Genomic DNA, 26145 nt, shown 5'->3' on the forward strand with positions numbered 1-26145 from the left:
TTCCCGGGTGCAGGGATTGTTTCGCGATAGTTTGGTGGCATGACCCAACCCGTTTCCAGTTACAACGATGACCTGCGGCTGGCCCACGTCCTGGCCGATTCGGTGGACGCCCAGACCATGGACCGGTTCAAGGCCCTGGACCTGCAGATCGAAACCAAACCCGACCTGACGCCGGTCACCGATGCGGACAAGGCAGCCGAGGAAGCCATCCGCGGCCAGCTCTCGCGTTCGCGTCCCCGCGACGCCGTGCTGGGCGAAGAGTTCGGCAGCAGCGGCCATGGATCGCGGCGCTGGATTATCGACCCCATCGACGGGACGAAGAACTTTGTTCGAGGGGTGCCGGTGTGGGCAACCTTGATCGCCCTCGTTGACGAGGACGAGCCCGTGGTGGGTGTGGTCAGCGCGCCGGCACTCGGCAAACGCTGGTGGGCCGCCAAGGGCATGGGAGCCTACACAGGGCGGTCCCTCGCGTCGGCCACCCGTTTGAAAGTCTCCAATGTCTCTTCGCTGGCGGACGCGTCACTGTCCTTCTCGAGCCTTTCGGGATGGAAGGAGCGCGGAAACCTGGACGAATTCCTTTCGCTCACTGACGACGTCTGGCGGACCCGCGCCTTCGGGGATTTCTGGTCCTACTGCCTGGTGGCCGAAGGTGCCGTAGACATCGCCTGCGAACCGGAACTAAACCTTTATGATATGGCTGCCTTAGTGCCGATCGTCACGGAGGCCGGCGGCAGGTTCACCTCGCTTGAGGGCGAAGACGGCCCCTTCGGAGGCAACGCGCTGGCCACTAATTCCATCCTCCACTCAGAGGTCCTGAAGCGCCTCAACCCGGAGATCGACGATCTCCTTTAGCGCGCCCGGCAACAGCCGAACCGTATTGCTGCGAATAATCGACGGCGACAAACCCACTTCAGGGTGCCAACGCCGTCGATTATTCGACCAAAACGGGATTCGGCTCTCTCCGTAACAAACCGCTTAACAAACTTCTTCCGCTTTGAATCGTCCACGGAAGGTGCCCTAGTCTCTTCTACAGGTCACGAGTGCCAGCGCTAAACCCCGGTTTGCTGGCCGGCAACCCTCCATTCGCGGTGGGGTGCCCCGGGTGACGACCAGGCCGGTCCGGAACGGATACGGCAAGCGCGGATCCCTTGGAGGGGTCCTTCTTGAGTGAGGTCCCATGAGCACTGTTACGTTCGATTCCACCGTCCTGCCCGCTTTCGGAGATGACCACGCGGCACACGAAGCCCTCGCAGCGCGACCGCTGGCCGCCGTCACAGGAGCAGAGCTGCAGGCTCCCCTGATCCAAGGGGGCCACGTCAGGTACGCAAACCTTGACTACGGCGCATCGGCCCCGGCCCTGACCATCGTCTCTGCCTACCTGAACGAGATTCTGCCCTACTACGCCAGCGTGCACCGTGGCGCCGGTTACGCGTCCCAAATCAGCACATCCGTCTATGAAAACTCGCGGAACATCGTGCGGAACTTCGTTGGCGGCCGGCCGGATGATTCAGTCATCTTCACCCGCAACACCACCGATTCGCTGAACCTCCTCGCCGGATGCCTCCCCCAGCTTGACGGCGCACCGGCCGGTGAAGTCCTGTACCTCGACATTGAGCACCACGCCAACCTGCTTCCCTGGCAGGGTGTACCGCACCGCAGCGTCATCGCCTCCCCTACGTTGTCAGCCACCATCGCCAACCTGCGCGATGAGTTGAGCCAGGGCGGAATATCCCTGCTCGCTGTGACCGGCGCTTCCAACGTCACCGGCGAAATCCTGCCGATCGCAGAGCTCGCAGCGTTGGCGCATGAGTTCGACGCGCGGATCGTCGTCGATGCAGCCCAGCTCGCCCCGCACCGGCGCATCAATATTTCCGAGAGCGACGTGGACTACGTCGTCTTCTCGGGGCACAAGCTCTACGCGCCCTTCGGCGCAGGCGTCGTGGTCGGCCGTCCCGACTGGCTCGACGCCGGAACCCCCCACCTTGCCGGAGGCGGCGCCGTTCGTGAAGCGCGCCTGGATTCGGTGAGCTGGGCAACTGGCCCTGCCCGGCACGAGGGCGGCTCCCCCAACGTCCTGGGGGCAGCCACCTTGGCGCGGGCTACCCAGGTGCTGGCCGGGTTGGACCAACAGGACTGGCACAACCACGAGGTGGCAATCCGATCCTTCCTGGTTGAGGGCTTGGAATCCATTGAAGGGGTCACCGTCCACCGGATCTTCAGTGATTCCAGCGACACCATCGGCGTCGTCAACTTCTCCGTTGAAGGCTTCGACGCGGGACTGGTGGCCGCCTACCTGGCCGCCGAGCACGGCGTGGGCCTGCGCGATGGCCGTTTCTGCGCCCACCCGCTCCTGAAGCGCCTCGGCTTGCCGTCAGGTTCACTGCGCGCCAGCTTCGGCGTCGGCTCCCGGCTTGAGGACGCTGCCCGGCTGCTGGCCGGCATCCGGCAACTGAAGACCACCGGACTTGGCTGGGATTACGTCGTGGACGAGGGCCGTTGGGTCCCCGCAAACGATCACCGCAGCTACCCGGAGTGGGCGCCCAATACGCCCGGAACCGCCGGGGCCGCTCCCTGCACCGTGGACTAGGAGCCGTCCCGGCCTTGGCGCCACGTTGCTGCGGTAGATTCTTTGGGTATCCCTGACTACTGCCGCTGAAGGAGTCCCCTGCGTGTCCACGCGTTCAAGCAACGAATCCGGAGGATCACTGCCCTCCGGCCTCCCGGTTTCTTCCGGAAGTGCCGGACGCGCCGGCGGCCCAAAGCTGCAGGCGCACCGACGTCGGGAGCTGGGGCAGAGCTTCCAGGACGGCGGCGAACATTATGATCGGGTCCGCCCCGGGTACCCGGCGGATTCCGTCGATTGGCTGCTGCCCCCGAATGCGCGGACCGCGGCCGATATTGGCGCAGGGACAGGCAAATTCACAACACTGCTGCTCGACCGGGGCCTACAGGTCAGCGCCGTCGACCCTTCCGCCGACATGCTGGACCAACTGCGGAAGAACTGCCCGCAGGCGCACGCCGTTGAAGGTACTGCCGAAGTGACGGGACTGGCGGACTCAGCTTTCGACGTCGTCAGTGTCGCCCAGGCCTGGCACTGGTGCGATCCGCTCAAGGCAAGTACCGAGATTGCCCGGATTCTCCGTCCGCACGGAACGCTCGGCCTCATCTGGAACCAACTGGACACCTCCGTGGCCTGGGTTCATCGCCTTTCACGCATCATGCATGCCGGTGATGTCCATAAGCCGGGGTTCCGGCCAGTGGTGGGCACGGAGTTCGAGAACCTTGAAAGCCACGTCACCAGCTGGCGGGACGAGGTGTCCCCCGTGGACATCATGGAACTGACCAAGTCCCGCAGCTACTACCTGCGCGCCAATCAAGCCACCCGGGAGAAAGTGATGGGCAACCTGGAGTGGTACCTCTACGAGCACTTGGACCATGCCCGCGGTGAGCTCCTCGCCTTGCCGTACGTGACGCACACTTGGCGGGCCCGCAAGGCCTGAGCCGGTGGCCACGGTAGGCTTGGAACGTGAAGACCAGCACGCCCTCCTCCTCGATTGAGGACTACGTCAAGGTCATCTACTCCTACACGGAGTGGCAGGACAAGCCGATCACTTCCTCGCAACTTGCCCAGCGGTTAGGGGTTGCCAACTCGTCGGTGTCCGAGATGGTCCGCAAGCTCAAGGACCAAGGCCTGGTGGACCACCAGCCCTACAGCGCCATCCGGTTGACCCCTGAAGGCATGCGGCTGGCACTGTCCATGGTGCGCCGGCACCGGCTGATCGAGACGTACCTCGTTGAAGAACTGGGCTATAGCTGGGACGAAGTCCACGATGAAGCCGAGATGCTGGAGCATGCCGTCTCCGACACCTTCATCGAAAGGATGTCCGCGAAGCTCGGCCATCCCGTGCGGGATCCGCATGGTGACCCGATCCCCGCGTCGGACGGATCGGTGGAGTTGCCGCATGCCTACCGCCTGATCGAACTCGACGAGGGCCATTCCGGCCGTATCACCCGCATCAGCGATGAGAACCCCAATTTGCTGCGCTACTTGGCCGCCGAGGACATTTCCCTGGATGCCCGCGTGGAAGTGGTGGGGCGCAAGCCCTTCGGAGGGGCCTTGGTGGTCCGCGTGGGCAGCGGTTCCGCCCGGCGCGAATTCGACCTTGCCGATGAAGTAACCTCAGCGCTCTGGGTCCAGAGCACCGGTACCCATGAAGGCTGTGTCCTCACGCGCTGACGCGAGCGGGCACCTGGCGGTCAGCCAGGCTGGTGGGCCGTGCCGCCGTCGTCGGCCGCTTTTCCGCCTTCGCTGCCCGAAGCCGCCGCCTGCTGTCCCGCCGCAGGAGGTACTTCGTTCCGGATTCCGACGGCGGAGGCCAGGCCACCCAGGAAGAACAGTCCCGCTGTGACCCAGAGAGCGGCATAGAGACCCTCCCTGGTAAAAGCGGGGCCGACGATGAGACCTGCGAAGGCAATACAAATGAGGCCGGCTATGCGGGCCACTGCGTTGTTGACGGCAGATCCTATGCCTGCCTCCTCCGTTGGCACAGCACCCAGAATGGCTGCGGTCAGCGGTGCAACCAGGGTGGCAAGGCCCACGCCGAACACCACTTGGCCGGGGAAGACCTGCGTCCAATAATCCAGCGGTTCCTGGATGGACAGTGACATGAGGAACCCGGCACCGCACAGCAAGGGGCCCGCCGTCATGAACCACCGGGGCCCGTGCTTACCGGCCAGGCCACCAAAGTACGAGGCTGCCAGCATAAGGATCACGGTTCCGGGCAGCAGGGCGATCCCCGCCGTCGTGGCACCCATGCCGCCCACCTGCTGGAGGTAAATGCCCAGGACGAAGAATCCCAGGGAAATGGCACCGTAGATGGCCAGCGTGGCCAGGTTGCCCCAGCCGAAATTCCGGATGCCGAACAGTCGCAGCGGCAACATGGGTTCTGCGGTCCTGTTCTCATGGAGCAGGAAAAGCACCAAGGCAAGGGCGCCCACCACCAACGGCAGCCAAACCTGCGGGGCCGACCACCCCAGGCGACCCTGCTCAATGAAGGCAAAGACCGGGCCGCCAAGCCCCACCATCGCCAGGGCAGCTCCTGTGTAGTCGATCTTCTTGCTCTTGTCCCTTGCGGCATCGGAACTTCGCAGCCGCACCAGCATCGGCCAGATCACCGCGGCGGGAATGACGTTGATGAAGAAGATGACACGCCAGGACAGCAGGTCAACGGAGACACCCCCGATCAAAGGCGCAACGATCGCCGCCGCACTCGTCCAACCGGACCATTGGCCGATGGCCTTGGATTGGGCCGGACCGGAGAACGCCGTCACGATCATCGCCAAGGAACTTGGTACCAGGAGAGCGCCGGCAATCCCCTGCAGGGCGCGGGAGATGACCAGCATTTCGCCGTTCCATGCCAGGCCGCACAGAACGGAGGTGACTGCGAACCCTGCGAGGCCCCATTCGAGGATCCTCGCCCGGCCAAAATGGTCCGACAGCGAACCGGCAACAAGGATGAGGGAACCCAAGGTCAGCAGGTAGGCATCCACCACCCATTGTTGGATCACCAGGCCGCCGCCCAGTTCACGCCCGATCGCCGGCAGCGCGAGATTAACCACAAAGCCATCCAGGATGGCGATGAAAGATGCCACGATCGCCACCACCAAGACCCGCCGCTGCAGGGGTGTGCTGGGTGGCAGGGCCGCTTCAGCCGTCATGTGCACAGCCTACGCTTGCCGTATCGTTGAGTGGTGATCAGCAGACGTGATGCCGCTTTGGCCCTTGATATCTCCATGGAAATGGCCCAGCGCCACGGCATCCCGCCCCGGCTGTCGGAATCGGACCTTCGAGATCTCCAGGACAACCCGCCGCCATGGTTGGTCCAGTCCCGCGCAAACCGTACCGGCAAACGTCCGGTGTGGGTGCACCTGGACTGCGCGGTCTGCAACTACTCCGAGGCAGTCAGGCCCAAGAAATGGTGGCCGGAGTTTTCATTCGTCTACTGCGGGCATCACCGCAGCAGGGAGCTGCCCGAGTTGTTCGCCGGGGACGTACGAACCGAGTATGAGGGTATCGGCAGCCGCTTCGTGGGCGTCGTGGACGTCCGCGCCGAAGACCAATAACCTCCTTCGGTCGTCCTGGCATCTGACCGGGAAGCCAAGGCTGCCTCAGCCCATTTCCGACGGAACCGCAACCAGCCCCACCAGTTTTCCCTCCCGCAGAACCGTCAAGGGGAACGGCTGGCCGATCGCCTCCTCGAAGAGCAGCTTCTGCAGGCTCTCGGCACTGGAAACGGCCCGTCCTTGCGCTTGGAGAACCACATCCCCCGGCTGCAACCCGGACAACTCGGCCGGTGAACCGGCGATCACTTCCACGACGCGCAGCCCTTCCTTCTGGCCTGTGCGCACCACCGCGCTCGCGTCGAGCGGTATGGGTGTGCTCACCAGCCCCAGATAGGCCCGGTGGACGCGACCATCCTTGAGAAGTGATGAGATGATCCGCTGGGTTGTCCTATTAATGGGAACCGCCAGGCCAAGTCCCAGCCCGGCAACGGCGGTATTGATGCCCACAATGCGCCCCTTGGTGTCAGCCAGCGCTCCCCCGGAGTTCCCGGGGTTCAGTGCTGCGTCGGTTTGGATCACATCTTCGATCACCCGCCTGTGCTCCCCTGCACGCACCGGAATGGACCTTCCGAGCCCGCTGACAACACCCGCCGTCACGGAGCCGGACAGCCCCAAGGGATTACCGACGGCGATGACCAGCTGGCCCACCCGCAGGAATTCCGCGTTCCCCAACACAGCGGGAGGCGGGGTTCTTCCCAGTCCCCGAACCACGGCGAGGTCGGACAACGGATCGGCGCCCACCAGTTCGACGTCGCTTTGCTTGCCGTCAGCGAAGACGGCCCTGCCGGACTCGGTCCCGGCAACGACGTGGGCGTTGGTGAGCAGGTAGCCGTCGACGGTGAAGACCACAGCCGAGCCGCTACCCACCCGAACCCGGCCGTTGCGCCGGGTGCTGACCATCTCGATGGCGGCCACATGCGGTGTCACCGAGCCGGCCACGCGGATGACTGTTTGCGAGTACGCGTCCAGGATGTCGTCGTCGTCGGCTTCGGTCCCGTTGCCCGGTCCAGTCCTGTTGTCTTCGAATGCAAACTCCTGACCGGCGTCCATCATGTTGCCTCCTGCCACCCGGCCGATGCCCCTGCGGGCCTATCCACTACAACCGATGCGTCGGGTCCCCTAGTCCTGTCCCGGCTACGCCGTGGGTGAACCTGCCGCGATGTACCAGCCTCGGTGTGGCCACTGCCCCAGCGCGGCACCTGCCCCAGCGCCGGGCTGCCCCAGCACGGCACCACCGGGCTGCAGGTGGGCAAAAGAAAGCCCCCGGACAAGTGTCCGAGGGCTTTCAGGGGTGGAGATGGGGGGAATTGAACCCCCGTCCGATGTCGTGTTGTCAGGGCTTCTCCGGGCGCAGTTTGCGTCGGATTTTCTCGGCCCCAGCCATCCTGCAAACAGGTGGCTGATCCAGGCCCAGTCATCTAAAAGTCCCGTTTACCCCAATGACGAAGGCAAACAGCAGTGGCTATCTAAATGACGCCAGGAACCGGGGCGATAGCAACCCCGGGCTGACGGACTGTCTTACTGCTTAGGCAGCAAGAGCGAAGTCAGTGCGCTTAGATTCGGCACTTATTGGTTTGCAGACAGCGTTAACGAGATAATTCTGCATCCTCGGCCCGCTTCACCTGTCGCGACTAACATCGTCGAAACCGATCATCCCCGTATTTTGTTACCAAACCGGCGTTTGCTCATCACTCCCGCCGGACTACCAATCATAACGCATGTTCCCCGAAGATCATTCCCGGGAACCCGCGCGGGTTCCGCGACCCGCTACGAGCGTCGGTTACGTTCCCGCAATTCGCGCAACGACTCGCGCTTGTCCTGCTGCTCCCGCAGCGTTTGGCGCTTGTCGTAATCCTTCTTACCGCGGGCGATCGCGATTTCCACTTTTGCCCGCCCATCCAGGAAGTACAGCTGAAGGGGCACCACCGTGAACCCGGACTCGCGGATTTTGTGCGAAATCTTGTCCAGTTCTTCCCGGTGCAGCAAGAGCTTACGACGCCGGCGCGCGGCGTGGTTGGTCCAGCTCCCTTGGTTGTACTCCGGGATGTGGATGCCCTCCATCCACAACTCATCGTTATAGAAGGTGCAAAAGCCGTCCACCATGGAGGCATGGCCTTCACGGAGGGACTTCACCTCGGTACCCATCAGGGCAATGCCTGCCTCGTAGGTATCGAGGATCAGGTAGTTGTGCCGGGCCTTCCGATTGGTGGCCACTACCTTACGGCCACTTTCTTTGGGCACGGTAGAACTCCTTGCTGGTTGCGGATTCCAACCCAGTGTACGCCAGGGATGAGCCGGCTCTGTGCCGTGGCGGAATCAGTTCGCTCAGGGGAAAAAGACGCTACAGGAGGGTCATGGGATCCACGGCTGCACCGTTCAGCCACGTCTCAAAGTGCGCGTGGCAGCCGGTTGAGTTGCCGGTGCTTCCCGAGTAGGCGATCAGCTGGCCTTGCGAGACCCGCTGCCCGTTTGCCACCACGATGCTGCTGTTGTGGTAGTAAATGGTGGTCAACGAGTTTCCCTGAACAACCCCATGGGAGAGCTTGACGCGCCAACCGCCACCATCAGCGGAATTCCACCCGGAGTTGAACACCTCGCCGGCCGCCGCGGCATAGACCGGCGTGCCACACGATGCACCGAAGTCGATGCCCGTGTGCATGTAGCCTCCCGTGCCGTAGAAGTCGATGGTGCCCGGCGGGGTGGCCCGCCAGCCGAACCCGGAAGTGATGGGCACGTAGTTGGCAAACGGGTGCCGCAGGCCAAAGGCCGACGGCGACCCTACCGGCGGAACGTACACCGGCTCCGGCGGGGCCGGCTTGCCCTGCGCCGCAGCGGCGGCTGCAGCTGCCGCAGCCGCTTCGGCGGCGAGCCGGCGCTGCTCGGCCTCCCACGCCTCGCGCAACTTTCGATCGCGCTCCTCGATTTCGGCTGCCACGGTGTTCTGCTCGGCCTTGACCCGTGCGAGGTCCGCCTCGATGCCGGGCTTGGCTGCTTGGAGCTGGCTGTTGAGCCGGGTGGTGTCCTCAATCAGCTTGTCGACCTCGGCCTTCTTGCTGGCCGCTTCGTCCCGAGCGGCCTTTTCGCGTTCGAGGGCTGCGTCAGCCTTCGCCTTGAGGTCCTGAATCTCAGCTTCCACTGCTGCCAACCGCGCCTGCGAGTTGACGTTGGTGGCGTTTTGCTGGGTCAGCTTGGTCATCGCGGCGTTCTGGCTGCGCATCGCCTGATCGGCAAGGTCCATGGACTCTGTCAGGCTGCCCGATTCGTCCGATCCGAAGAGCAAGGCAATGTTGGTCGGCACCCCGCCTGACTTGTAGGCCTGGGAAGCAATCTGCCCGATCAACTTCTTGGTATCGGTGATCTTCTGCTTGTCGCTCTCAAGCTGCTCGGTGATCTTGGCCTTGTTCTGCTGCGCCAGTTCAACCCTGGCCGCCAATGCCTCGACTTCCTTGACGGCACTGGCCACCCGGCCCTGGGCTTCCAGGAGCGCTTGCTGGGCACCGGGAAGGCGGCCCTGGTAGATCACCAGATCCCCGGCCGCCTTCGCGATCTTTGCGTCGACGAATTCGAGGGATGCCTGTACCCGGGCAGATTCAGCCTCAAGGGCTGCCTGCTGGTCGTCCAGGTTGTCTGCATGCGCGGCCGGAACACCCGAAAGGAGGCTTGCAGCCAGGCCGGCCGCTACGACGGCACCGAGAATCCTTGCTTGTCCGGACGCGAGGCGCCGGCGAAGAGATGTCCGGTCCATCGTGCTCATGGGGGTTCCTTTGCGTTTGCCGGCGTCGGGGGTTGGTTCTCGATCCACGGCTAAACCTTCAAGTAGCGCCGGAGGGTCAACAACGAGGATATCCCGGCCAGACCTCCGCCAAGTGCAATAAGCACCGGCGCCAGCACCAGGACCTGCGTCGACGAAATGAACGGGGTATTCAAGAATTGCCGGGACAGATCGCCGTTGAGCCAGAAATGCGCCATCAGCCACAGCGTGAGGGAGGCAAGGACAGCACCCACGACGGCGGCTATCACCCCTTCCAGGATGAACGGCAGCTGGATGACTGTCTTGGACGCACCGACAAGCCGCATGATGCCTGTCTCACGCCGCCTGCTGAACGCCGAGAGGCGGATGGTAGTGGTGATCAGCAGCACTGCGCAGAAGATCATCACGGCTGCGACGCCAACGGCCACCACGGAAGCACCGTTCATCCACGAGAAGATCCTCTCCAGGACCTGTCTCTGGTCGCTGACTGTCTCCACGCCCGGCTGGGAGGAGAAGGTCTCGCTGATGATCTGGTACTTTTCCGGGTTCTTCATGTTGATCCGGAACGAAGCCGGCAGCTGGTCCTCGGTGACCGAATCCACGATCGGCGAGTTGGAGAACTGGTCTTTGAAGTGCTTGTAGGCCTCGGCCTGCGACTCGAATTGGAAGTCGTTGACGTACTGCTTTACGGCCGGCGATTCGAGCATTGCCCGGAGATTGTCCTGCTGCTCTTTCGTGGCGGGTCCGGAGGCGCAACCAACGGTGGTGGAGCCATCGTTGCACAGGAAGACGGCAACCTGGACTTTGTCGTACCAGTAGCCCTTCATCTGGTTGATCTGCATTTGGAGCATCCCGGCTGCTCCCACGAACGTCAGCGACACGAAGGTCACCAGCACCACGGAGATCACCATGGACAGGTTCCGGCGCAACCCGCTGCCGATTTCCCCGAGGATAAACAGAAGCCTCACAGCTGGGCCCCCTGGGCGCGGTTGATTTCTTCGTCGCTTGCATCACGGAGCCTCCGCGACTCCCCCACCACGGGAATCATGGACGTGTAAAGGGCCTTGGCTTCATCGCGGATGATCTTGCCGTTCTGCAGTTCCACCACGCGGCGGCGCATCTCGTTGACGATGTCGTCGTCGTGGGTGGCCATGACCACGGTGGTGCCGTTCTGGTTGATCTTGTCCAGGACGCCCATGATGCCCATGGACGTGATGGGGTCAAGGTTGCCGGTGGGCTCATCGGCCAGCAGGATTCCAGGCCGGTTGACGACCGCCCGGGCAATGGCAACACGCTGTTGCTCACCGCCGGACAGTTCATGCGGCATGCGGCGCTCTTTGCCTTCGAGGCCCACGGTTTTGAGGACTTCCGGGACGGTCTCGCGGATGATGGAGCGGCTCTTGCCGATCACCTGCATGGCGAAAGCCACGTTGGCAAAGACGTTTTTCTGCGGCAGGAGGCGGAAGTCCTGGAAGACCACCCCGATGCCGCGGCGAAGTTTGGGCACGCGCCAGCTTGAAATGTTGGCGACGTTCTGGCCGGCCACGTAGACAGAGCCGGACGTCGCTTTGTCTTCCTTCAGGATCAGCCTCAGGAAAGTGGACTTACCCGAGCCCGAGGCGCCCACGAGGAAGGTGAATTCACCGCGGTTGATCTCAAGGCTGACAGCATCGAGCGCCGGTCGCGCGTTCTGCTCGTAGACCTTGGTGACATTCTCAAATCTGATCATGACCCTTTTGACCCCGCCGGACATGACTTTTTGGCCCAGTCCAACAGCCGGAGCGCGGGCTTTCGAATGGGGGAAGTGAGAGCACCGGCCTCTCGACTATACGCAGGGGCAGGTGGCGATTTGGGCGGTTTGACGGGCGTGTCGCCAAAACCGCACCCAGTGGGGCGCTCCCCGTCACGGACACTTCCCGTTTGCCGCCCTGCTACGGGCGAGGGGTGTCCGGACCTACTCGGCGGCGTTGCGGTTGCCGGTGCGCCAGCGGATGCCTGCATCGATGAAGTCATCGATGTCGCCGTCGAGCACCGCGGACGTATTTCCTACCTCATGCTCGGTCCGGAGGTCCTTCACCATCTGGTACGGGTTCAGTACGTACGAGCGCATCTGGTCACCCCAGGATGCTTTGACGTCGCCGGCCAGGGCCTTCTTCTCGGCATCCTGCTGCTCTTTCTTGAGCAACAGCAAACGCGACTGGAGTACCCTCAGCGCGGCAGCACGGTTTTGCAGCTGTGACTTCTCGTTCTGCATGGACACCACAATTCCGGTAGGAATGTGGGTGAGCCTGACGGCCGAGTCGGTAGTGTTGACGGACTGTCCGCCCGGGCCGGAAGAGCGAAAAACATCCACCCGGATCTCATTGTCCGGGATCTCGATCGAGTCGGTCTGCTCAATCAGCGGGATGACTTCCACTGCGGCAAACGACGTTTGCCGCCGGCCTTGGTTGTCAAAGGGGCTGATGCGGACCAGGCGGTGCGTGCCTGCCTCGACGCTCAAGGTGCCGAAAGCATATGGAGCCTTCACTTCGAACGTGGCCGACTTCAGTCCCGCTTCTTCGGCATAGGAGGTGTCCATGACAGTGGTCGGGTAGCCATGGCGCTCTGCCCACCGCAGGTACATGCGCAACAGCATCTCGGCAAAGTCGGCGGCATCCACACCGCCCGCTCCTGCACGGATGGTCACGACGGCTTCACGTTCGTCATACTCGCCGGACAGCAGTGTCACGACCTCGAGTTCCGCGAGCGCCTTGCGGATGGATTCGAGCTCCTTTTCCGCTTCGGCCATCGAGGCCTCGTCGCCCTCGTCCTGGCCCAGTTCCACGAGGACTTCCAGATCGTCGATCCTCGCGGCAAGCTTGCTAAGGCGTTCCACCTCGGACTGGCGATGGGACAGGCGTGACGTCACTACCTGGGCCGACGCGGGATCGTCCCACAGGTCCGGGGCTCCGGCTTGCTCGCTCAACTCCGCGATTTCGGCCTTGAGGCCCTCGACATCGCTGACGTCTTCGATGGAGCTGTAAGTGGCGCGGAGCGCGCGGATTTCTGCGGGAAAGTCAATCTCAGCCATGGTCATTCAAGCCTACGCTATTGGCGGCACACGCCTTGTTCGGTTGCAGAAGGGCCCGGTTCGGGCGTCATTGAGTCAACCGTGACCTCGCGGCTGACGTGGCTTCCACGTAGATGCCTTCAGGAAGCAGGAAGCTGACCACCGGCGGATGGGCTACAGCGGACAGTTTCACCAGCGCAGTTCCTCCAGGACTGCTTCTTGTCCCCGGTTCGATGTGCAGCTGGTCATGGTGGGCATAGGCGTCACTGGCTGCCAAGTACGTCTGGACAGCAGCGGACACCCGTTCATCGCCCAATGACACGGAGGGCGCGGCGCCACCTTCCATGTCTCCGGCCATGAAAGTGTCCGACGCTGCGAGCGCGGCACCGTCGGCCAGGGACAGAAGCTTCTTGTGCTCTATATAGACGGCGGAAACGGCCATGACTACCGAGGCCGTCAACAGCGCCAGGAGGACAAATCCAATGGACAGCACGGCTATCTGCCCCTCCTCTTTGGGATGGGTTTCCTGCCGGCTCATCTGAAGCGGCCGGCCTTCTGTGTTGCAGAGGCATCCAAGTGGGCAGCATCGAGTTTCAAGACATCCCCAAACGGCACCATGGGCAGCTGTACTGACAGGTGGACTGAAACGGACACCGTTGCCCCGGGCGAGGGGCATTGGGGCCTGTCGCACGAGACATCCACGGTTGCTGCCTCTGCCGTGTAGCCATAGTCGCCCAACGCGACGGCCACCGCTTCCTCGGCAGCTGCCAGCGCCTGCCCGGGCTCCGGTTCGGACACAAAGACCTTGGCCGCTTGGTCGGCAGCGGCCACGACTGCGAACATGCCCGCCTGTATCTGGCCGATGGTGACAATGAAGTAGACAACAGGAACCATGAGCATGACAGACAAGAGCAGGAACTCAACCGCCGCACTGCCGGTCTCATCCTCAACCAGCCGCAGCATTCCCCGCCTTGGAACGTGGAGCCGTGATGACCGCGTGGCCCGTGACCTGTAATGCGTGGCCAGGACCGATCAGGCCGAAGATCGGCAATGGAGCCTTGACGGTCACCTCGAGTGTGGACCGACCCTCAATGTCGACTTCCCTGGTACTGATATCGGATCCGAACCCGCTGTTGACGCTCGTGCCGATCAGTTCGTTCGTCCTGGCTACGGCGTCAGCCGGGGTCCGATCCGCCAGTGCGCCGTATCTGGCCCCCGAGGCAGCAGCGTCAATCAGCAGGTTTCGGACATGCAGGACCAGCATCAGTTGGATGACCGACATGAACAGAAGCGTCAGCACTCCCCCCACAAGGACAAAGTCGACGACGGCGGATCCGCATTCCCGTGCTCCGCCGTCCGTGGGAGGAGACCCGCCCGTCGCCCAAACCATCACTTGCCTACTTTGGCGATGGCCTGGTTGAAGAGGCCCTCAAGTGCCGGAGACGCCAAGGCCAGGAGGCCTGCAACCAGGATCGCTGACATCAAGGTGACTGTCCGTGATCTCACCATCGAGGATGAACGGTGACTCTCGCCCGTGGGCGCCCCGGCTCAACCTCTACATGTTTGATGAGACGAGACAGGAGATCCCGTTTTGTGTCCATCGGAAGAATGGTCCAGTTCTCAAGAAGGTCGGGGATTAGCGTCGCGGGTGGGCGCGCAGCTACCACCTTGGCGTCCCTGATGGAGATCTCCAACTCGTCTCGCCTGGCAGTCAGCTCATCCCGGAGGCGGCGGTAAGTGTCCTCAGGTATTGTCCCGTCCAGCATCTTGTTAGTGAGCTGGTCCATACGCCCGACTACCTTGGCCAGCTCCTTGTTGAAGTAGTCAACCTTTGCATCCGCCTGGGCCGCTTGCTTCTCGGCTTGAGTGGCAAGGTCAGCTTCTGCGTCTACGTTGGCCGCGATACCTTCCAGCCATGCCATGAATGCATTCTCCACCGTGCTGGTCATCACGTATCCACCGGAGTGGCGTCGCTTGGCATTGACTGCGGAGCACTTGTACTTGGGAGACCTCGCGGACCCGAACAGGCCCGCCTGCATGGTTGCGCCGCAGGCGCATCGGATCATTCCCGAGAACAGGTAATTGGAACGTTCGCTCCGTCGATAAACCCTCCGGGCTTCCCGCCTCGCGAGATACTCATTCCATTCCTCCGGCGTAATCAGAGGCTCGTGGATACCGGGAAGGCGCTCGCCGTGATGAGTGATAAATCCGGCTCCGAAGCCCTGATCTAGTAGCCGGCGTACGGTTCGATCAGACCACATGCCGTCAGCGGAGACTCCGTAGCCGGAGACAGGCCGAGTGGGTCCGTCATTCAGCCATTTGACCAGGGAGTAGAAAGATTGTCCGGACAGGTACCGCCTGTACAGTTCAGCCAGCACCGGGCCCGTTACCGGATCAGGACTGAACCCCTTGTCCTTCGAGTACTGGTAACCGAAGCGTGGCTTCCCATTCGCGGGGATTCCGGCCCGGACCCGTCGGGAGTGCGCTTCCTTCCATTGCTCCCCCATGCGTTCTGATTCGAATGCTGCCAGCTCGGCAAGCATGCCGCGAGCGAACCGCCCGGAGGACGTGGAAGTGTCCATAGGTTCCGTAGCGGATTCGAGCCTACCTCCAATGCCCTCAACCCGGTCCACCGCAATGGCCCAATCCTTGCGGTTCCTGGATACGCGGCTGACTTTCCAGACAACCAGCACGTCGGCTTGCCCGGCTTCGATCATTCCGATGGCCCGCTCAACCTGACGTCGCTTCCAGAAGCGCCCCGTCATATCCAGGTCGGTGATCGTCTCCACAATGGTGTAGTCGCTGCGCTCGCAGTGCTTTTCGATGGATGCGAGTTGCAGTTCTGGGCTGATCATTCCGTCGCGTTCTTTTGAGACGCGAACGTAGGCAACAGCCCTCTGGGGCGAGTCTGGAACCGCTTTGAGGTTGGCCCTCGGCATTGTCATGTTTCCTGTTCGTCTGTTTGGGTGCGTAGATTTCAGAGCTGCTGTAGCTCTATGGAGAGAAGGGTCGCCCATTCGGCCGATGTCAGGTGGTCGAAACGGTCTTGCAGGACGTCCTCTGTAACCCAGAGTTCATCGGCAAGTTCCGGGAACGATCTAGCCCAACGTAGGCCCTTGACCAGCTGGTCGATGGTGATGAGCCTCCGGGCCGCTTCTGCCCGGACTTCAGCTTCTACCGCGATGGGCTGACATCCGGTGTGTTTACGTTCGACATGGATGAGTTCATGTGTGAGGGCGCAGCGGCGCTCGACCTGATCGAGGCCCTTGTTGAGCCAAATCCTATCCACGCCATTGGTGCGGCCAGGGGCGCCGTCAGGCATGGCGACGAAGGACAACCGAACGTGAGTTAGGGCGCGAAGGATCCCCCATGGATGAAACACAATTCGCGACAGTACAAGCTGCCTACGACACTTAGTCGATATGAAACTCTGGCGTGACTTGTCCGTATGAGTTTGTTACGAGATCCCGCTGGCCGGCACTGCCACGTTTGATGAACGAGGACAGTGAGAGCTGCTGCTCGAAAGAACCCACGTGTGCGACTTCAGCAAGCCTGTCCAACAGACCTCGCGCGGCTTGTCTCTGGTGCGCCGTTCGGGGAACGAGATGCTCGATGACAATGAGTCGAGAGTCCATCGGCCAGCGCTCTTCACTGAGGCCAGTAAAGGCGAAGTACGCATGTTCTGCGGGCCGTTTCAGGTCTTGAACACCGCGGCCGCCGGCAGCCTGGATAAGGACTTCCCGCTCAGCAGTCTCAACGATGGCAGTGAACTTCTGTTTGTTGCCGTACCGGTCGGCAACAGTGCTTTCGGCTTTGACGTCGAAGCCACCCTCATCCTTTAGCCAGTTACTGAGCTTCGAGGCGAATGTACGGCGAGAGCCCTCGCTTAGAAGCCGGACGCTGTCCAGGGCTAGACAGACGTCAGCGATCCGGCCGATGAGGTCAGCAGCAGAAGTCATCGGGCCAGTTGCGTAGATGCGGTCGGAAAACTCCAAGACACCAAAATCTTGGACGATGTCATCCCAGAGGGACTTCGCCCTGCTACTCAGATCGTCAGCGGCATAAAGCGCCCTGCGGGAATGAGTGAGACCTCCGTCACTGACGGCCAGCCTGGTTGCGTCCGGTTGAGGGCGAACATAGACCTCAACCGGGTCGCCATCCGAGTAGTAGCGGCCAGTCGCGACAAGGAGGGTGCTGGAGTTAAACATCTGAGAGCAACTGAACTCAGCTCGCAGGTCTTCCAGGGCAGACTTGAGGATACTGCAATCGGTCACGGTATCTCCTCTCCGTCTGGAAGCTTTACGAATTCTGGAATGTCAATAGATGGTTTTGGCTGCCAAATTGAGTCAGGGTCACAGGCTACATGCATCATCTGACAGAACTGTTCGAAGAGCAATCGTAAGTGATCGCTTGATATGGGCGCTCGCAAACTGTCCTCCCAGTCAGCTGGCGGCCATGGCGGATTGAACGGAGCAACTGCTTGCTCATCTCCATGCTCGCTAGTCCAGCGGTGCAAATGCGTGCCGTGATGCCGCACGCCATCGCTTCTCCGGTTTCTGTGCCGGTCTCGGACGCACAGTCGGAAGAGATTACCAACGGTGCTCTCAGTGCAGTGCAGTGCAAAGGTAGCCGCGTGAAGTTTCTTATCGGTCTGTTGACCGAAGAGAACCAGCCTGCGGCCCATAGTGTTGCTAACGTTCAGCGAGAACTCGTAAGAGGCGACTTTGCGTCGCCAGCGGATCGGATCTGAAATGGCAAGATTTGCCCCTCCGGTCTGAATAGCAGCCATCATGCCAACGTCCACTAACTTTCGGGCCCTTCCTGAGATTCCTCGCCGCGCTCTGACCATTCGCGCTCGCGGTCCTGGTGGCTAGTCGGGCCGGCGTACGCGGCCAAGTCCTGCCAGTTGTCGGGCAGCGGGATGTTGCTGTCTGTGGGATCGTCCGATGCGTCCGGTGCCAACTTCTGTCCAGCGCGAGCGTTACGGCGCTCGCTGGCCTTGCTGATGTCGACAGGTTCGTTGAGTCCATGTACCAAGCCATTCCTGATAGCCCTTTCTTTGGGATCAGGGGACTCCCGAAGACCACCCAAGACAACGAGGAGCATCTGCTTCTCGCGTTCCCCGAGTGTCGGGTCACGGCGGATTGCTTCCTCCGTTGTCAGGTCAGCACTGTTGTAGGCGACGATGCCCATGCTGGCCAACGCCGCCTGGGCAACCATTGCCCTGCTGACGCCCAAGCCGTCCGCGAGAGCGGAGACGGTTTCAATATTGAGAGTCACAACCGGGTTGTTCCTGATCCTTGAAATGTTCGATTTGCTCAGCTTGTGCCCCCTGCTGGCGGCACGGGCAACGATGTCGGGATCCGACCAGCCATTGGCGGATCGAATGTCATCGATGAGTGCTGCTAGTGCGTGGCGTTGCTTCACGAAATTGAATCTTTCTGCGAACGGATAGGAATGTCGAACGAGTGGACACTAAGGGTGGATGCCCTGTGGACACTAAGAATTTCCGAACTTTCCCCAACTCTGCCATAGGAATAAGGGTTTTTGGACTTGCGGAGTGGACACCAAAGCGCCTACCATGGACACACAGACTGGACACGAGGACAGGAAGGCAGTACAGTGACTATCACGTCGATCGCCCGACCGGCGACAAAAGTAGGAGATATCTGGATGATCCTTAAAGATCCCAAGAAGCTCGCGAAGCTCATGGTGATCCAGGAAGTGGGCCAGAGGGAGCTTGCGAGAGCCGCCGGATGGAAGGCGCACTCGTACCTGGGGCGCCTTCTCGCTGGTACGGCAACCAATGTCGAACCGGAGCCGGCGGCACGAATTGCGTCATACCTGGGCGTCGGCGTGGATGATCTTTTTTTGGTGAAAGTGGACAGTTCAAGTGTCCAAAGCGGACAGACAGAGAAGATTCACAGTCGAAGTCACTCCGGTCGCAATCCACGGAGGATGCACGCATGAGCGGTTACCGCACGGTCCACTGTGTTCAGTCCGTGGTGGAGCATCCGACGGATCTTTTCCCGAGCGGTGTCTCCGTCCAGCAGCACAAGGTCGAAGTGATCGCGTGGAATGCTGAGGCGCCGTCCTTGGTGTCGATCAGTTCGGGATACGACAAAGAGGTCACTATGTTCCAGGTCGAGGATCTGGACTTGTTCATCGAGCTGCTGCAGCAGGCGAAGGTGCTGCTTGAAGCAGCCCCCGAAGACCCCGGCGCGGCAGCATCTTCCCCCGCTGCTGTCGCGCCGGTCACGACTTCCCCAGCAGAGGAATGCTGAGGGCAGAAAGAAAGCGGCCCAGTGCTATTCCGCCAAGAAGCTCACTGGACCGCCAACCGATAACCCAAGAGCCAGGCACCTGATCTGAACAAGGCCTGGCTCTCGAATCAGAAATGAGTCTACCAATGATGATCAGAAGACTTCGGCAGCTCCCGCCGGAAGCCCGCCCCCATATCGCCGCCGCCGGCAGGGTCCTCGCCCAGGCGACAGCAAGGATGAACACCATGAGCCCAAGGGAAATAGCCGAGGCTGCCTACACGCCCGGCGGGCCGTCCAGGGAGCAGCTCGAGAAGCTCGCCGAAGCCCGACTCATGGGTCAGCCCATCCGGCACACTCCACCCGCAGAGGTGGCCTAATGATGGGCCGCAACGGAGCAACGGACCTATTGCCTCGACATGCCTATTTCCATGCCGTGGACAGGCAAGGCGAGACCGACGCCCTTGTAGAGAAAATGATCCCCTTCGAGCAGAGCCGCCGGCACAAGCTGCTGCTCTCCGCCGTCCAGGACGCGGAGAACCTGATCACCGCTCTCAAGACAACACGCCAGTTCGACCGACACGGCAACATCGAGCTGGTGCTCCCCCAGATATCGGATGCGCTCGCGGACGTGGTGACGAAAACGAGGAACTTCATTGCGGACGTCGAGACTTGCACGGACCGCTATCGCAAGACCCTGACCGATTCTACGGAGGATGCCGGGGGGCAGCCCGTTGAACCGGCGGCTGCCGTCGAATCCCCCGACGTGCCGGCGGCAGCTGCCCCATCCCCGATGACCGTTCATGTGCTGCTGGACCCGCGCGTCACGGAGGATCTGGACGATTTTGCGGAGACCGCTCCGAAGCCCGGCCCGCATCTGTCATCGGTGACGGTCTTTGATCCGGCTCGTTCACCGAGGGACCAGCTGGCAGCCCTTGATCGTGCCACCGCCCGCAGGGCGAAGCAGCTGAGGGGTGGCAGAAGATGACGAAGACCAGAAAGAAGTCATTCGCGGTGGTGCATCCCATCGGACATCGCCCGTTCCATGACACGTGCGAGCTGTACTACCGCAGCAGCGCGGAGTTCAAGCAACAGATGACTGCTTACGCCCGTCGTAAGTGGCCTCTGCCGCAGGTCATTGAGATCGATATGTCAACGAACACGATTGTCGTGAACGGAATCGATCGGGGGAAGTTCTCGGAGCATGAGCACCGGGAGTCCGCACAGCGGGCCATTCAGACAGGGCTTGACCTGTGATGCGCCCGTCGGCGCGGGTCGGCCAGAATCGCCGCCGCGCCTTCCTGTACGGGCCTCTGGTCATCCTCGGTGCCGTCTTGGTTTTGATGATGACGGGCACCGCGAACGGCGTTTACCTTGCTGGTCTGTTGATTCTCTTGGCGGGCGCGGGTGGCTTCGTTCTTGAGTCAGGGCCGCAGCCCAGGCGCAGAAGATGATGACCGGCGATTGGGGGCGCCGATGACAGATAGACCACCCGGCGCCCGCCCCGGCGCCAGCCCGTTACCCCAGACAGCGGACGCTGTCCCGGTCCTTGCTCAGAAGGACCAGGAGAACGTCCACCGCCAGAGGCAGGTACCAGCCACAGAACAAGAGTGGCTTGGCAACCCAGTAGTCCGTGATGACGCTGCGTTGCGCCTTCTCCGCATCGAACGAACCACCACCCGCGCCCTTTCTGCGCTGCAGGATGGCGAACTCGATGCTGCCATCAGTCGGCTACAAGCCGCGCTGACCCTTGCCTTGGCGGAGCAAGCAATTACGACACCTTGCGAAGGACAATCATGACCACCATCGAACACAGAAGAATCGCCGTCGAGGATCTGATCGACAACCCGGACAATCCCCGTTCTGATCTTGGACCGGATCAGGATCTCGTGGAGCTGGCCAACAGCTTGGCCAAGGACGGCAACACGGACGATTGCCACGTCGTGCCGGTGACCAACGGCGAGGACGCCGGCAAGTGGATGCTCTTGGAGGGCCACCGACGGAAGGCGGCAGCACTCCTTGGCAACGTTGCAGAGCTGAATTGCAAGATTCGGCATGACCTGGACACGAAGGCCAAGCAGATCGCTTTCATGATCACGGCGAACACGCATCGTGAGAACTTCACGGAGATGGACACGGCCCGTGGAGTGCAGTCGCTCTTGGACTGCGAGGGAATGAACGTCAAAGCCGTGGCCAAGTCTCTGAGTCGGGGGGAGAAGTACGTCCGTTCCCGGTCGAAGATGACGAAACTGTCCACGGCCGCCCAGGGCAAGATCGAGGACTCGACTCTGAACATTGATCAGGCGATGGAACTGCTCGCTTTCGCCGATGACAAGGAAGCCGAAGAGCGGCTGTTGAAAGTAGCGGACAAACCCAATGACTGGGAGGTTCGTCTTGCTGCGGAGAAGGAGCTGCGGGCTTGGCGGGAAAACCTGCCTCGGCTGACGGCCGAATTGCAGGGCGCCGGTGTTGAAGTCGCTGATCGCCCGGAAGGGCAGCAGTGGGATTGGAAGGACTTCTCCCCCACTTATGCAGACCATGAGATCACTGAGGCCGTGGAGCGCGATCTCGTTGCGCTTGTCCACCCCGATTTCCCGAAGATTACTTGGGCCCGCAAACGTGAAGCCCAGAAGTCGTGGACCCCTCCTGAGAAAACTCCTGAGGAAATCGCGGCCGCGGTTCGCCGCGGTGAGATTATCCGCGGCCTGGAGCTGGCAGCGCCGGTTCGTGAGGCGTTTCTTCGGGGCGTCCTGAAGAAACCGACGGCCAGTGTCGTGCATCGGCTGGCGCTGGACATGGCCGCGCAGCTCCCGCTTGGGGCAATGGGTTTTTGGCTTGGCATCGAAGAGCACGAAGAAATTGATGACCAGGAAGTCGTTGACGGGCTCGCCAAGCTTTCCACCGACCAGTTGATCGTCCTGAACCACCTGGTGCGTCACGGCGGGAACAAAGAGGAACTTCTCACAGACCTCGCTGCTTGGGGGCGCGACACGGGCTACATGTCCACAGGCCCCTGGCGTGAATCGCTGGAGCACTCCTACAGCTACAAGTGGACAGAAGCTGAGCGGGACGCCATTCAGTATTTCGCCGCTCAGAAGGCCGCTGCGGCAGAAGGTAACGACGATGACGAAGCTTAGCCACTTCCTTAAGCGCAACGCGGACAACGAGCCTGTCTGCGGTTGCGGCTTCCGCCCCGCCATCTTGGACGATGCCGCCCCTGTCGGGATCCAGTGGAAGGCGAAGCGTGACGTCTTGGACCATGTGGATGCGCTGTCCGGCTTCCGCCCCTCTGCACCGTTCGACGGCAACCAGGACCGGAAATTCCCTCGGGCGGGCGTCCGCCCAGGCGCCAGTGGCCGCTGGAAGCTCACCCTGTGGGACGAGGAGGGTGTGATGCACCCGCTCCCGTTCAAGAGCCAATGGCACGACACGGCGCGGGAAGCGTTCGAGTTCGGCCAGCTCATCATCGGGGCGCACTGGCGGTCCGGTACCCGCCTGAACGGGATGGGCCGCTGATGCCGTGGATGCGACTCGATAAGAACTGGCAAGAACAGAAACTCCGGGTCTACCGGAACCGCCACGACGAAGCCCTACGGATCAGCGCAGCCCTCACCATCCGCCGGCAGAACCTCCTCGCAGAGATCCTCACCGACGACCTTGACGGACTCGACACCATCCACAAATCCCGCCGCCTCCGCCAAGCCGAAGACGAACTGGACCGCGCCCACATCGACCTCATATCAGCCAGGGCAGCCCTCGAAGCCGAAGAAGCCCGCCACTACACCCACGAACCACGAGAGGCCAGAAGATGACAGCCACCATCACCGAACCCACCACAACTACAGAACCGGCGCTCGCCGATCTGAAGGTTACCGCCACCGGCGCGGAGTGGCTGCGCAAGCTCTCCGCCGTCGGCGTCGCTATTTCATCCCGCCCCGCGGTGCCGATCCTGAGCTTCATGGTCATTGAGTGCAACCGCGGCAAGGCCACGCTCGTGGGCTACGACTACTCCACGACGGCATCCGCCAGGCTGAACCACGAACCGGTCAACGCCCTTCGCAACACCAAGGCCCTCATTCCATTCCACTGGCTGGTGAGAACCATCCGCGTGCTGACGAACCGCAAGCGGGACGTTCCGGTGACTGTGGAGTCGAAGGACCTGCTGGGCCGGCGCTTGACCACGGTCACGGCGGCAGGCTACACGATTCCCTTCCTGCACTCCGTCGGCCTCTCGGAGTATCCGACGATCCCCTCGCATGGCGTCCTGGATGCCTTCGACCTTGACCGGGAAGACCTTGCCGGGGCGTTGAACCGCGCAACCGTATCCGCGAGCAGGGACGACACGTTGCCGATCCTCACTTCGATCAAGCTGGACTGCAGTGGCAAGAAGCTGACCATCCACGCCACAGACCGGTACCGCCTCTCGGCCGAGACGTTGAAACTGCCGCGGACCGTTCAGGAGTTTTCGTTCCTCTTGCAGGCAGCCAGCTGGAAGGCAATGTCCAAGCACCTGGTCGCCGAGAAGATCACCGTGGGTGTTCTGGCAGCTGCGGACATCGCGAACCGCATTGGCGGCTGCGAGACGCTGAACATCGGCTCCGGCGACGTCGCTTTCACTCTCTCGCCCATCGGCGGCGACTACCCGAAGATCGACTCCCTGTTCGAGGCCGAGTACGGCCAGACCTTGGACGTCAACCGCCGGGATCTCTTGGACCAGGTACTGGTCGCCCGTGAGCTGAACGAACGCAACATCCCTGCACTGGTCCGGATCGGCCCGGGCTCCGTGTCGGTGTCACCTAGCTACCATGAGGGCGCCGAGCAGGCGGCCACGCCCGCCCTGCTAGCGGACACAGTAAACATCACCGAACCAGCAACCGTGGCCTACAACCCGCATTACCTGTTGGATGCGATCAATGCCATCAAAACTGAGGCCGTCAGGTTCTCGTTCTTCAAGCTCACCAAGCCGGTCTGCATCGCACCGGTAAATGAGAAGGGCAAGAAACAGGGCACTTACCGGCACTTGCTCATGCCAGTCCGCCTACCCGGCGACGTGCTGAACGGCGGCGAGTAGACCATGACAGAGGCAGAAGAAGACGCAATGCTGGCCCAGCTGCTCAGTCGCCCGGCAAAGATCGCCACGTGCAGCGCGTGCAAGAAGGCCCTCAACGGCCAGGACGAGTGTGATTGCTCATGACTGTCGGTATCGAAGCGCCGCGACTGAAGGCCCTCACGGTCAAGAATCCTTGGGCATGGGCGATCATCAACGCCGGGAAGAACGTCGAGAACCGCTCACAGCCCACCTCGCACCGGGGGACGCTCTACATCCACATCGCCAAGCGGGACGACGAGGCCGGCCACGAGAACGAAGCAATCCGGCAGGCCCGGGCCGGAGCTCCCCAAGCTGTCAGGAACCACCTTCAGCTGCAGGGCTACGTCCTCGGCACCGTAGAAGTCGTCGGCTGCCATTACTCCTCCGACTGCAAGACCAAGGACGGGTACTGCTCTGAATGGGCGCGGCCCGGCTTCTACCACTGGGAACTGTCCCAGCCCCGCTCGCTGGCCTGCCCCTTTCCAGAAGTCGGCAAGCTAAACATCTGGAACCTGGCGGCCAACCCATGACAAAGAAGCCCTTGGACCTGACGATCTTCCCTCCCGTGCCCGAACTCCCCTTGAAAGAGCGCTTAGGCCTCGCAGAGAAGATCCGGGCATTCGGGGCGCACATGGCTTGGCACGCGGAACGCCTGCGAGAGGTATCCCTGACCAGAGCAAAGCGACTGAACGACACTGAACTCGCCGCCGAATATTGGCAAGCCGACTACACCGATACCCGGCATGACCGCGAAGACGAAGATCTGGAGCCGATCCCGGAAATCGTCCATCGCTTCGCGACTCTTCCGCATTTCGACGAGGACGCACCGTGACCGCCGGCGACGAGCCCCCGAGAGACGAGACGCCCGTCCTGACAGCGAAGCTCGCACAGCTGCTCAACGACCACCCTGACTTCTACGCCCAGCTCTTTCCACCCGCAAAGGACAAGAAATGACCCTTGAAAGACTTTCTGACCACGAACTAACCGTCTGCGTCGAAACCGCAGCCGAGGGTGTCGTCAACTCCCGCGCCGGCCATACTGGTGGCCCTACCTGGGACAAGCTCGCGGCTGACCAGAAGAACAGCATCCGTGAACAAGCGCTCCCGTTCATCTTCCACGGAACAAAAGCGCTCGCCGATCTGGGATTCTGGAAGAACCCGACGATAACCACCGCGGACGAGCTGCAGAAGCTCTACGACTGCGACCGCAACGTTGTCGTGATGGATGACGAGGGCTTGATCCTGCAGAACCTCGCCGGCGGTTGGAAGTCCCCAGGCAATGACGGCTACCTGTCCTCGGCACGGGCCTACCGCTTGTTTGGGCCGACGTTCCGGGTGCTTCTGTATGGCGAAGACCAGAGCATCACTACAGCGGAGAAAGAGGCTGTGTGATGGCGACGAGCCGGGAAGATGCAGCAGCCAAGAAGTTCGGCGAGCTCGCAGGTGGCGGCCCGACAGTCGCCATTGATTACGAATACTCCGGCGAGATCCTCGCAGCAGCGGACGCGGCGGACGCTGAGGCCAAGGTCTATCGGATCGGTCTGGACGAAGAATCACTGAAACGAACCGCCGGGCGCTCCTGGGACGCCATGTCGAAACGCGACATGACCCGCAACTGGTCGCAAATAAGCGAACGCGGGCAGGCGATATGGATTGAGAACGTCCACAACGTCCTAGAAGCCGCTACGAAAGCTCATTGCGAGTGCTTGTTGGTGGGTTGCCGCCATCAGCGTGCCCTCACTGATGGATCGGCGGCCGATGGGCCACGCATGGTGTAGCGACTGCGGCCACCATCACGGAGCGCCAGGCAACAGCTGGCCGTCTTGCAACGGCTTCATCTACCCCGAAGAAAAACAAGGAATCCGCCGATGCGC

Annotated in this window: 34 protein-coding genes, 1 other RNA gene and 1 riboswitch; of the genes, 20 read left to right on the plus strand and 15 right to left on the minus strand. The window is 61.9% G+C overall.

The window, feature by feature from the left end; all coding sequences use genetic code 11:
• Window positions 1–39 precede the first annotated feature (39 nt).
• The 4 genes from hisN to OCL88_RS08035 all read left to right on the plus strand — a co-directional run bounded on the left by hisN (window position 40) and on the right by OCL88_RS08035 (window position 4237).
• The gene (gene hisN, locus OCL88_RS08020) at window positions 40–852 is read left to right on the plus strand and encodes a histidinol-phosphatase (RefSeq protein WP_021471042.1); all 813 of its coding nucleotides are present in this window, start codon (window positions 40–42) and stop codon (window positions 850–852) included.
• 180 nt (window positions 853–1032) lie between these two features.
• A riboswitch (SAM riboswitch) is annotated at window positions 1033–1146 on the plus strand.
• A gap of 31 nt (window positions 1147–1177) precedes the next feature.
• Entirely contained in the window at window positions 1178–2587 is a 1410-nt protein-coding gene (locus OCL88_RS08025; RefSeq protein ID WP_264962157.1) for an aminotransferase class V-fold PLP-dependent enzyme, read from the plus strand.
• Between the two features lie 118 nt (window positions 2588–2705).
• On the plus strand, window positions 2706–3500 hold the full coding sequence (locus OCL88_RS08030; protein WP_264962222.1) for a class I SAM-dependent methyltransferase: 795 nt from the start codon (window positions 2706–2708) through the stop codon (window positions 3498–3500).
• A 26-nt stretch (window positions 3501–3526) separates the two neighbouring features.
• Window positions 3527–4237, plus strand: coding sequence for a metal-dependent transcriptional regulator (locus OCL88_RS08035; RefSeq protein ID WP_264962158.1), 711 nt, complete (start codon window positions 3527–3529; stop codon window positions 4235–4237).
• A gap of 20 nt (window positions 4238–4257) precedes the next feature.
• Here the strand turns inward: OCL88_RS08035 and OCL88_RS08040 are convergent, their stop codons facing one another.
• On the minus strand, window positions 4258–5724 hold the full coding sequence (locus OCL88_RS08040) for an MFS transporter (protein ID WP_264962159.1): 1467 nt from the start codon (window positions 5722–5724) through the stop codon (window positions 4258–4260).
• Window positions 5725–5793: 69 nt separating this feature from the next.
• Between OCL88_RS08040 and OCL88_RS08045 the strand changes: the two genes are divergently transcribed.
• Entirely contained in the window at window positions 5794–6123 is a 330-nt protein-coding gene (locus tag OCL88_RS08045) for a hypothetical protein (RefSeq protein ID WP_062099247.1), read from the plus strand.
• 45 nt (window positions 6124–6168) lie between these two features.
• Here the strand turns inward: OCL88_RS08045 and OCL88_RS08050 are convergent, their stop codons facing one another.
• The 14 genes from OCL88_RS08050 to OCL88_RS08115 form a co-directional block, all read right to left on the minus strand.
• Window positions 6169–7173, minus strand: a complete 1005-nt coding sequence (locus OCL88_RS08050; protein WP_166183798.1) for a S1C family serine protease — start codon at window positions 7171–7173, stop codon at window positions 6169–6171.
• A gap of 239 nt (window positions 7174–7412) precedes the next feature.
• Window positions 7413–7781, minus strand: a transfer-messenger RNA (tmRNA) gene (gene ssrA, locus OCL88_RS08055).
• 109 nt (window positions 7782–7890) lie between these two features.
• The gene (smpB, locus tag OCL88_RS08060; protein WP_031216076.1) at window positions 7891–8364 is read right to left on the minus strand and encodes an SsrA-binding protein SmpB; all 474 of its coding nucleotides are present in this window, start codon (window positions 8362–8364) and stop codon (window positions 7891–7893) included.
• 100 nt (window positions 8365–8464) lie between these two features.
• The gene (locus tag OCL88_RS08065) at window positions 8465–9877 is read right to left on the minus strand and encodes a M23 family metallopeptidase (RefSeq protein ID WP_166183305.1); all 1413 of its coding nucleotides are present in this window, start codon (window positions 9875–9877) and stop codon (window positions 8465–8467) included.
• A gap of 50 nt (window positions 9878–9927) precedes the next feature.
• Window positions 9928–10842 (minus strand): permease-like cell division protein FtsX, encoded by a 915-nt coding sequence (gene ftsX / locus OCL88_RS08070; RefSeq protein ID WP_166183308.1) that lies wholly within the window; start codon window positions 10840–10842, stop codon window positions 9928–9930.
• Entirely contained in the window at window positions 10839–11603 is a 765-nt protein-coding gene (gene ftsE, locus OCL88_RS08075; protein ID WP_031216372.1) for a cell division ATP-binding protein FtsE, read from the minus strand. The genes ftsX and ftsE overlap by 4 nt, the downstream gene beginning before the upstream one ends.
• Before the next feature lie 225 nt (window positions 11604–11828).
• Window positions 11829–12944, minus strand: a complete 1116-nt coding sequence (gene prfB, locus OCL88_RS08080; RefSeq protein ID WP_031216370.1) for a peptide chain release factor 2 — start codon at window positions 12942–12944, stop codon at window positions 11829–11831.
• Window positions 12945–13011: 67 nt separating this feature from the next.
• The gene (locus OCL88_RS08085) at window positions 13012–13461 is read right to left on the minus strand and encodes a pilus assembly protein TadG-related protein (RefSeq protein ID WP_264962160.1); all 450 of its coding nucleotides are present in this window, start codon (window positions 13459–13461) and stop codon (window positions 13012–13014) included.
• Entirely contained in the window at window positions 13458–13886 is a 429-nt protein-coding gene (locus OCL88_RS08090; RefSeq protein ID WP_021471901.1) for a hypothetical protein, read from the minus strand. Before OCL88_RS08090 ends, OCL88_RS08085 begins: the two co-directional genes overlap by 4 nt.
• Window positions 13870–14313: a TadE/TadG family type IV pilus assembly protein gene (locus OCL88_RS08095; protein ID WP_264962223.1), complete on the minus strand. Its 444-nt coding sequence runs from the start codon at window positions 14311–14313 to the stop codon at window positions 13870–13872. Before OCL88_RS08095 ends, OCL88_RS08090 begins: the two co-directional genes overlap by 17 nt.
• 112 nt (window positions 14314–14425) lie before the next feature.
• Entirely contained in the window at window positions 14426–15940 is a 1515-nt protein-coding gene (locus OCL88_RS08100; protein ID WP_319951645.1) for a recombinase family protein, read from the minus strand.
• Window positions 15901–16245, minus strand: coding sequence for an ImmA/IrrE family metallo-endopeptidase (locus OCL88_RS08105; RefSeq protein WP_264962161.1), 345 nt, complete (start codon window positions 16243–16245; stop codon window positions 15901–15903). Before OCL88_RS08105 ends, OCL88_RS08100 begins: the two co-directional genes overlap by 40 nt.
• Before the next feature lie 91 nt (window positions 16246–16336).
• Window positions 16337–17197 (minus strand): hypothetical protein, encoded by an 861-nt coding sequence (locus OCL88_RS08110; RefSeq protein WP_264962162.1) that lies wholly within the window; start codon window positions 17195–17197, stop codon window positions 16337–16339.
• A gap of 529 nt (window positions 17198–17726) precedes the next feature.
• The gene (locus OCL88_RS08115; RefSeq protein ID WP_264962163.1) at window positions 17727–18350 is read right to left on the minus strand and encodes a hypothetical protein; all 624 of its coding nucleotides are present in this window, start codon (window positions 18348–18350) and stop codon (window positions 17727–17729) included.
• 195 nt (window positions 18351–18545) lie between these two features.
• Between OCL88_RS08115 and OCL88_RS08120 the strand changes: the two genes are divergently transcribed.
• The 15 genes from OCL88_RS08120 (at window position 18546) to OCL88_RS08190 (ending at window position 26049) form a co-directional block, all read left to right on the plus strand.
• A complete protein-coding gene (locus OCL88_RS08120; protein ID WP_264962164.1) occupies window positions 18546–18893 on the plus strand; it encodes a helix-turn-helix domain-containing protein in 348 nt (115 codons plus the stop codon).
• Window positions 18890–19207: a hypothetical protein gene (locus OCL88_RS08125; protein ID WP_264962165.1), complete on the plus strand. Its 318-nt coding sequence runs from the start codon at window positions 18890–18892 to the stop codon at window positions 19205–19207. The genes OCL88_RS08120 and OCL88_RS08125 overlap by 4 nt, the downstream gene beginning before the upstream one ends.
• A 125-nt stretch (window positions 19208–19332) precedes the next feature.
• Entirely contained in the window at window positions 19333–19563 is a 231-nt protein-coding gene (locus tag OCL88_RS08130) for a hypothetical protein (protein WP_264962166.1), read from the plus strand.
• Complete coding sequence (locus OCL88_RS08135) at window positions 19563–20171, plus strand: hypothetical protein (protein ID WP_264962167.1); 609 nt, start codon at window positions 19563–19565, stop codon at window positions 20169–20171. The genes OCL88_RS08130 and OCL88_RS08135 overlap by 1 nt, the downstream gene beginning before the upstream one ends.
• Window positions 20168–20440 carry a hypothetical protein gene (locus tag OCL88_RS08140; RefSeq protein ID WP_264962168.1) on the plus strand — a complete coding sequence of 91 codons (273 nt, stop codon included), beginning with the start codon at window positions 20168–20170 and terminating at the stop codon, window positions 20438–20440. Before OCL88_RS08135 ends, OCL88_RS08140 begins: the two co-directional genes overlap by 4 nt.
• A gap of 219 nt (window positions 20441–20659) precedes the next feature.
• Window positions 20660–20983, plus strand: a complete 324-nt coding sequence (locus OCL88_RS08145) for a hypothetical protein (RefSeq protein ID WP_264962169.1) — start codon at window positions 20660–20662, stop codon at window positions 20981–20983.
• Window positions 20980–22320, plus strand: a complete 1341-nt coding sequence (locus tag OCL88_RS08150; RefSeq protein ID WP_264962170.1) for a ParB/RepB/Spo0J family partition protein — start codon at window positions 20980–20982, stop codon at window positions 22318–22320. The genes OCL88_RS08145 and OCL88_RS08150 overlap by 4 nt, the downstream gene beginning before the upstream one ends.
• A complete protein-coding gene (locus tag OCL88_RS08155) occupies window positions 22307–22699 on the plus strand; it encodes a hypothetical protein (protein ID WP_264962171.1) in 393 nt (130 codons plus the stop codon). The genes OCL88_RS08150 and OCL88_RS08155 overlap by 14 nt, the downstream gene beginning before the upstream one ends.
• Window positions 22699–22995, plus strand: coding sequence for a hypothetical protein (locus OCL88_RS08160; RefSeq protein ID WP_264962172.1), 297 nt, complete (start codon window positions 22699–22701; stop codon window positions 22993–22995). The genes OCL88_RS08155 and OCL88_RS08160 overlap by 1 nt, the downstream gene beginning before the upstream one ends.
• A complete protein-coding gene (locus OCL88_RS08165; protein ID WP_264962173.1) occupies window positions 22992–24254 on the plus strand; it encodes a DNA polymerase III subunit beta in 1263 nt (420 codons plus the stop codon). Before OCL88_RS08160 ends, OCL88_RS08165 begins: the two co-directional genes overlap by 4 nt.
• Window positions 24255–24373: 119 nt before the next feature.
• On the plus strand, window positions 24374–24802 hold the full coding sequence (locus OCL88_RS08170; RefSeq protein WP_264962174.1) for an ASCH domain-containing protein: 429 nt from the start codon (window positions 24374–24376) through the stop codon (window positions 24800–24802).
• Complete coding sequence (locus OCL88_RS08175; protein ID WP_264962175.1) at window positions 24799–25104, plus strand: hypothetical protein; 306 nt, start codon at window positions 24799–24801, stop codon at window positions 25102–25104. Before OCL88_RS08170 ends, OCL88_RS08175 begins: the two co-directional genes overlap by 4 nt.
• Window positions 25101–25226 (plus strand): hypothetical protein, encoded by a 126-nt coding sequence (locus OCL88_RS08180; RefSeq protein WP_264962176.1) that lies wholly within the window; start codon window positions 25101–25103, stop codon window positions 25224–25226. The genes OCL88_RS08175 and OCL88_RS08180 overlap by 4 nt, the downstream gene beginning before the upstream one ends.
• Window positions 25223–25663 (plus strand): hypothetical protein, encoded by a 441-nt coding sequence (locus tag OCL88_RS08185; protein WP_264962177.1) that lies wholly within the window; start codon window positions 25223–25225, stop codon window positions 25661–25663. Before OCL88_RS08180 ends, OCL88_RS08185 begins: the two co-directional genes overlap by 4 nt.
• On the plus strand, window positions 25663–26049 hold the full coding sequence (locus tag OCL88_RS08190; protein ID WP_264962178.1) for a hypothetical protein: 387 nt from the start codon (window positions 25663–25665) through the stop codon (window positions 26047–26049). The genes OCL88_RS08185 and OCL88_RS08190 overlap by 1 nt, the downstream gene beginning before the upstream one ends.
• Window positions 26050–26145 lie beyond the last annotated feature (96 nt).

This window comes from Paenarthrobacter sp. PAE-2, from assembly GCF_026013155.1.
Classification (GTDB): domain Bacteria; phylum Actinomycetota; class Actinomycetes; order Actinomycetales; family Micrococcaceae; genus Arthrobacter; species Arthrobacter ureafaciens.

What these genes read in the sequence shown, in the direction of transcription:
- OCL88_RS08190 (WP_264962178.1), top strand. Translation starts at nt 25,663, where the DNA reads ATGGCGACGAGCCGGGAAGATGCAGCAGCCAAGAAGTTCGGCGAGCTC.
- ftsE (WP_031216372.1), bottom strand. Translation starts at nt 11,603, where the DNA reads ATGATCAGATTTGAGAATGTCACCAAGGTCTACGAGCAGAACGCGCGA.
- OCL88_RS08085 (WP_264962160.1), bottom strand. Translation starts at nt 13,461, where the DNA reads ATGAGCCGGCAGGAAACCCATCCCAAAGAGGAGGGGCAGATAGCCGTG.
- OCL88_RS08090 (WP_021471901.1), bottom strand. Translation starts at nt 13,886, where the DNA reads ATGCTGCGGCTGGTTGAGGATGAGACCGGCAGTGCGGCGGTTGAGTTC.
- OCL88_RS08025 (WP_264962157.1), top strand. Translation starts at nt 1,178, where the DNA reads ATGAGCACTGTTACGTTCGATTCCACCGTCCTGCCCGCTTTCGGAGAT.
- OCL88_RS08105 (WP_264962161.1), bottom strand. Translation starts at nt 16,245, where the DNA reads ATGCCTGACGGCGCCCCTGGCCGCACCAATGGCGTGGATAGGATTTGG.
- OCL88_RS08165 (WP_264962173.1), top strand. Translation starts at nt 22,992, where the DNA reads ATGACAGCCACCATCACCGAACCCACCACAACTACAGAACCGGCGCTC.
- OCL88_RS08125 (WP_264962165.1), top strand. Translation starts at nt 18,890, where the DNA reads ATGAGCGGTTACCGCACGGTCCACTGTGTTCAGTCCGTGGTGGAGCAT.
- prfB (WP_031216370.1), bottom strand. Translation starts at nt 12,944, where the DNA reads ATGGCTGAGATTGACTTTCCCGCAGAAATCCGCGCGCTCCGCGCCACT.
- OCL88_RS08160 (WP_264962172.1), top strand. Translation starts at nt 22,699, where the DNA reads ATGCCGTGGATGCGACTCGATAAGAACTGGCAAGAACAGAAACTCCGG.
- OCL88_RS08175 (WP_264962175.1), top strand. Translation starts at nt 24,799, where the DNA reads ATGACAAAGAAGCCCTTGGACCTGACGATCTTCCCTCCCGTGCCCGAA.
- OCL88_RS08045 (WP_062099247.1), top strand. Translation starts at nt 5,794, where the DNA reads ATGGAAATGGCCCAGCGCCACGGCATCCCGCCCCGGCTGTCGGAATCG.
- OCL88_RS08065 (WP_166183305.1), bottom strand. Translation starts at nt 9,877, where the DNA reads ATGAGCACGATGGACCGGACATCTCTTCGCCGGCGCCTCGCGTCCGGA.
- OCL88_RS08145 (WP_264962169.1), top strand. Translation starts at nt 20,660, where the DNA reads ATGACAGATAGACCACCCGGCGCCCGCCCCGGCGCCAGCCCGTTACCC.
- OCL88_RS08050 (WP_166183798.1), bottom strand. Translation starts at nt 7,173, where the DNA reads ATGGACGCCGGTCAGGAGTTTGCATTCGAAGACAACAGGACTGGACCG.
- OCL88_RS08135 (WP_264962167.1), top strand. Translation starts at nt 19,563, where the DNA reads ATGATGGGCCGCAACGGAGCAACGGACCTATTGCCTCGACATGCCTAT.
- OCL88_RS08185 (WP_264962177.1), top strand. Translation starts at nt 25,223, where the DNA reads ATGACCCTTGAAAGACTTTCTGACCACGAACTAACCGTCTGCGTCGAA.
- OCL88_RS08095 (WP_264962223.1), bottom strand. Translation starts at nt 14,313, where the DNA reads ATGGTTTGGGCGACGGGCGGGTCTCCTCCCACGGACGGCGGAGCACGG.
- OCL88_RS08140 (WP_264962168.1), top strand. Translation starts at nt 20,168, where the DNA reads ATGACGAAGACCAGAAAGAAGTCATTCGCGGTGGTGCATCCCATCGGA.
- OCL88_RS08100 (WP_319951645.1), bottom strand. Translation starts at nt 15,940, where the DNA reads ATGGGCGACCCTTCTCTCCATAGAGCTACAGCAGCTCTGAAATCTACG.
- OCL88_RS08130 (WP_264962166.1), top strand. Translation starts at nt 19,333, where the DNA reads ATGATGATCAGAAGACTTCGGCAGCTCCCGCCGGAAGCCCGCCCCCAT.
- hisN (WP_021471042.1), top strand. Translation starts at nt 40, where the DNA reads ATGACCCAACCCGTTTCCAGTTACAACGATGACCTGCGGCTGGCCCAC.
- OCL88_RS08150 (WP_264962170.1), top strand. Translation starts at nt 20,980, where the DNA reads ATGACCACCATCGAACACAGAAGAATCGCCGTCGAGGATCTGATCGAC.
- OCL88_RS08155 (WP_264962171.1), top strand. Translation starts at nt 22,307, where the DNA reads ATGACGAAGCTTAGCCACTTCCTTAAGCGCAACGCGGACAACGAGCCT.
- OCL88_RS08170 (WP_264962174.1), top strand. Translation starts at nt 24,374, where the DNA reads ATGACTGTCGGTATCGAAGCGCCGCGACTGAAGGCCCTCACGGTCAAG.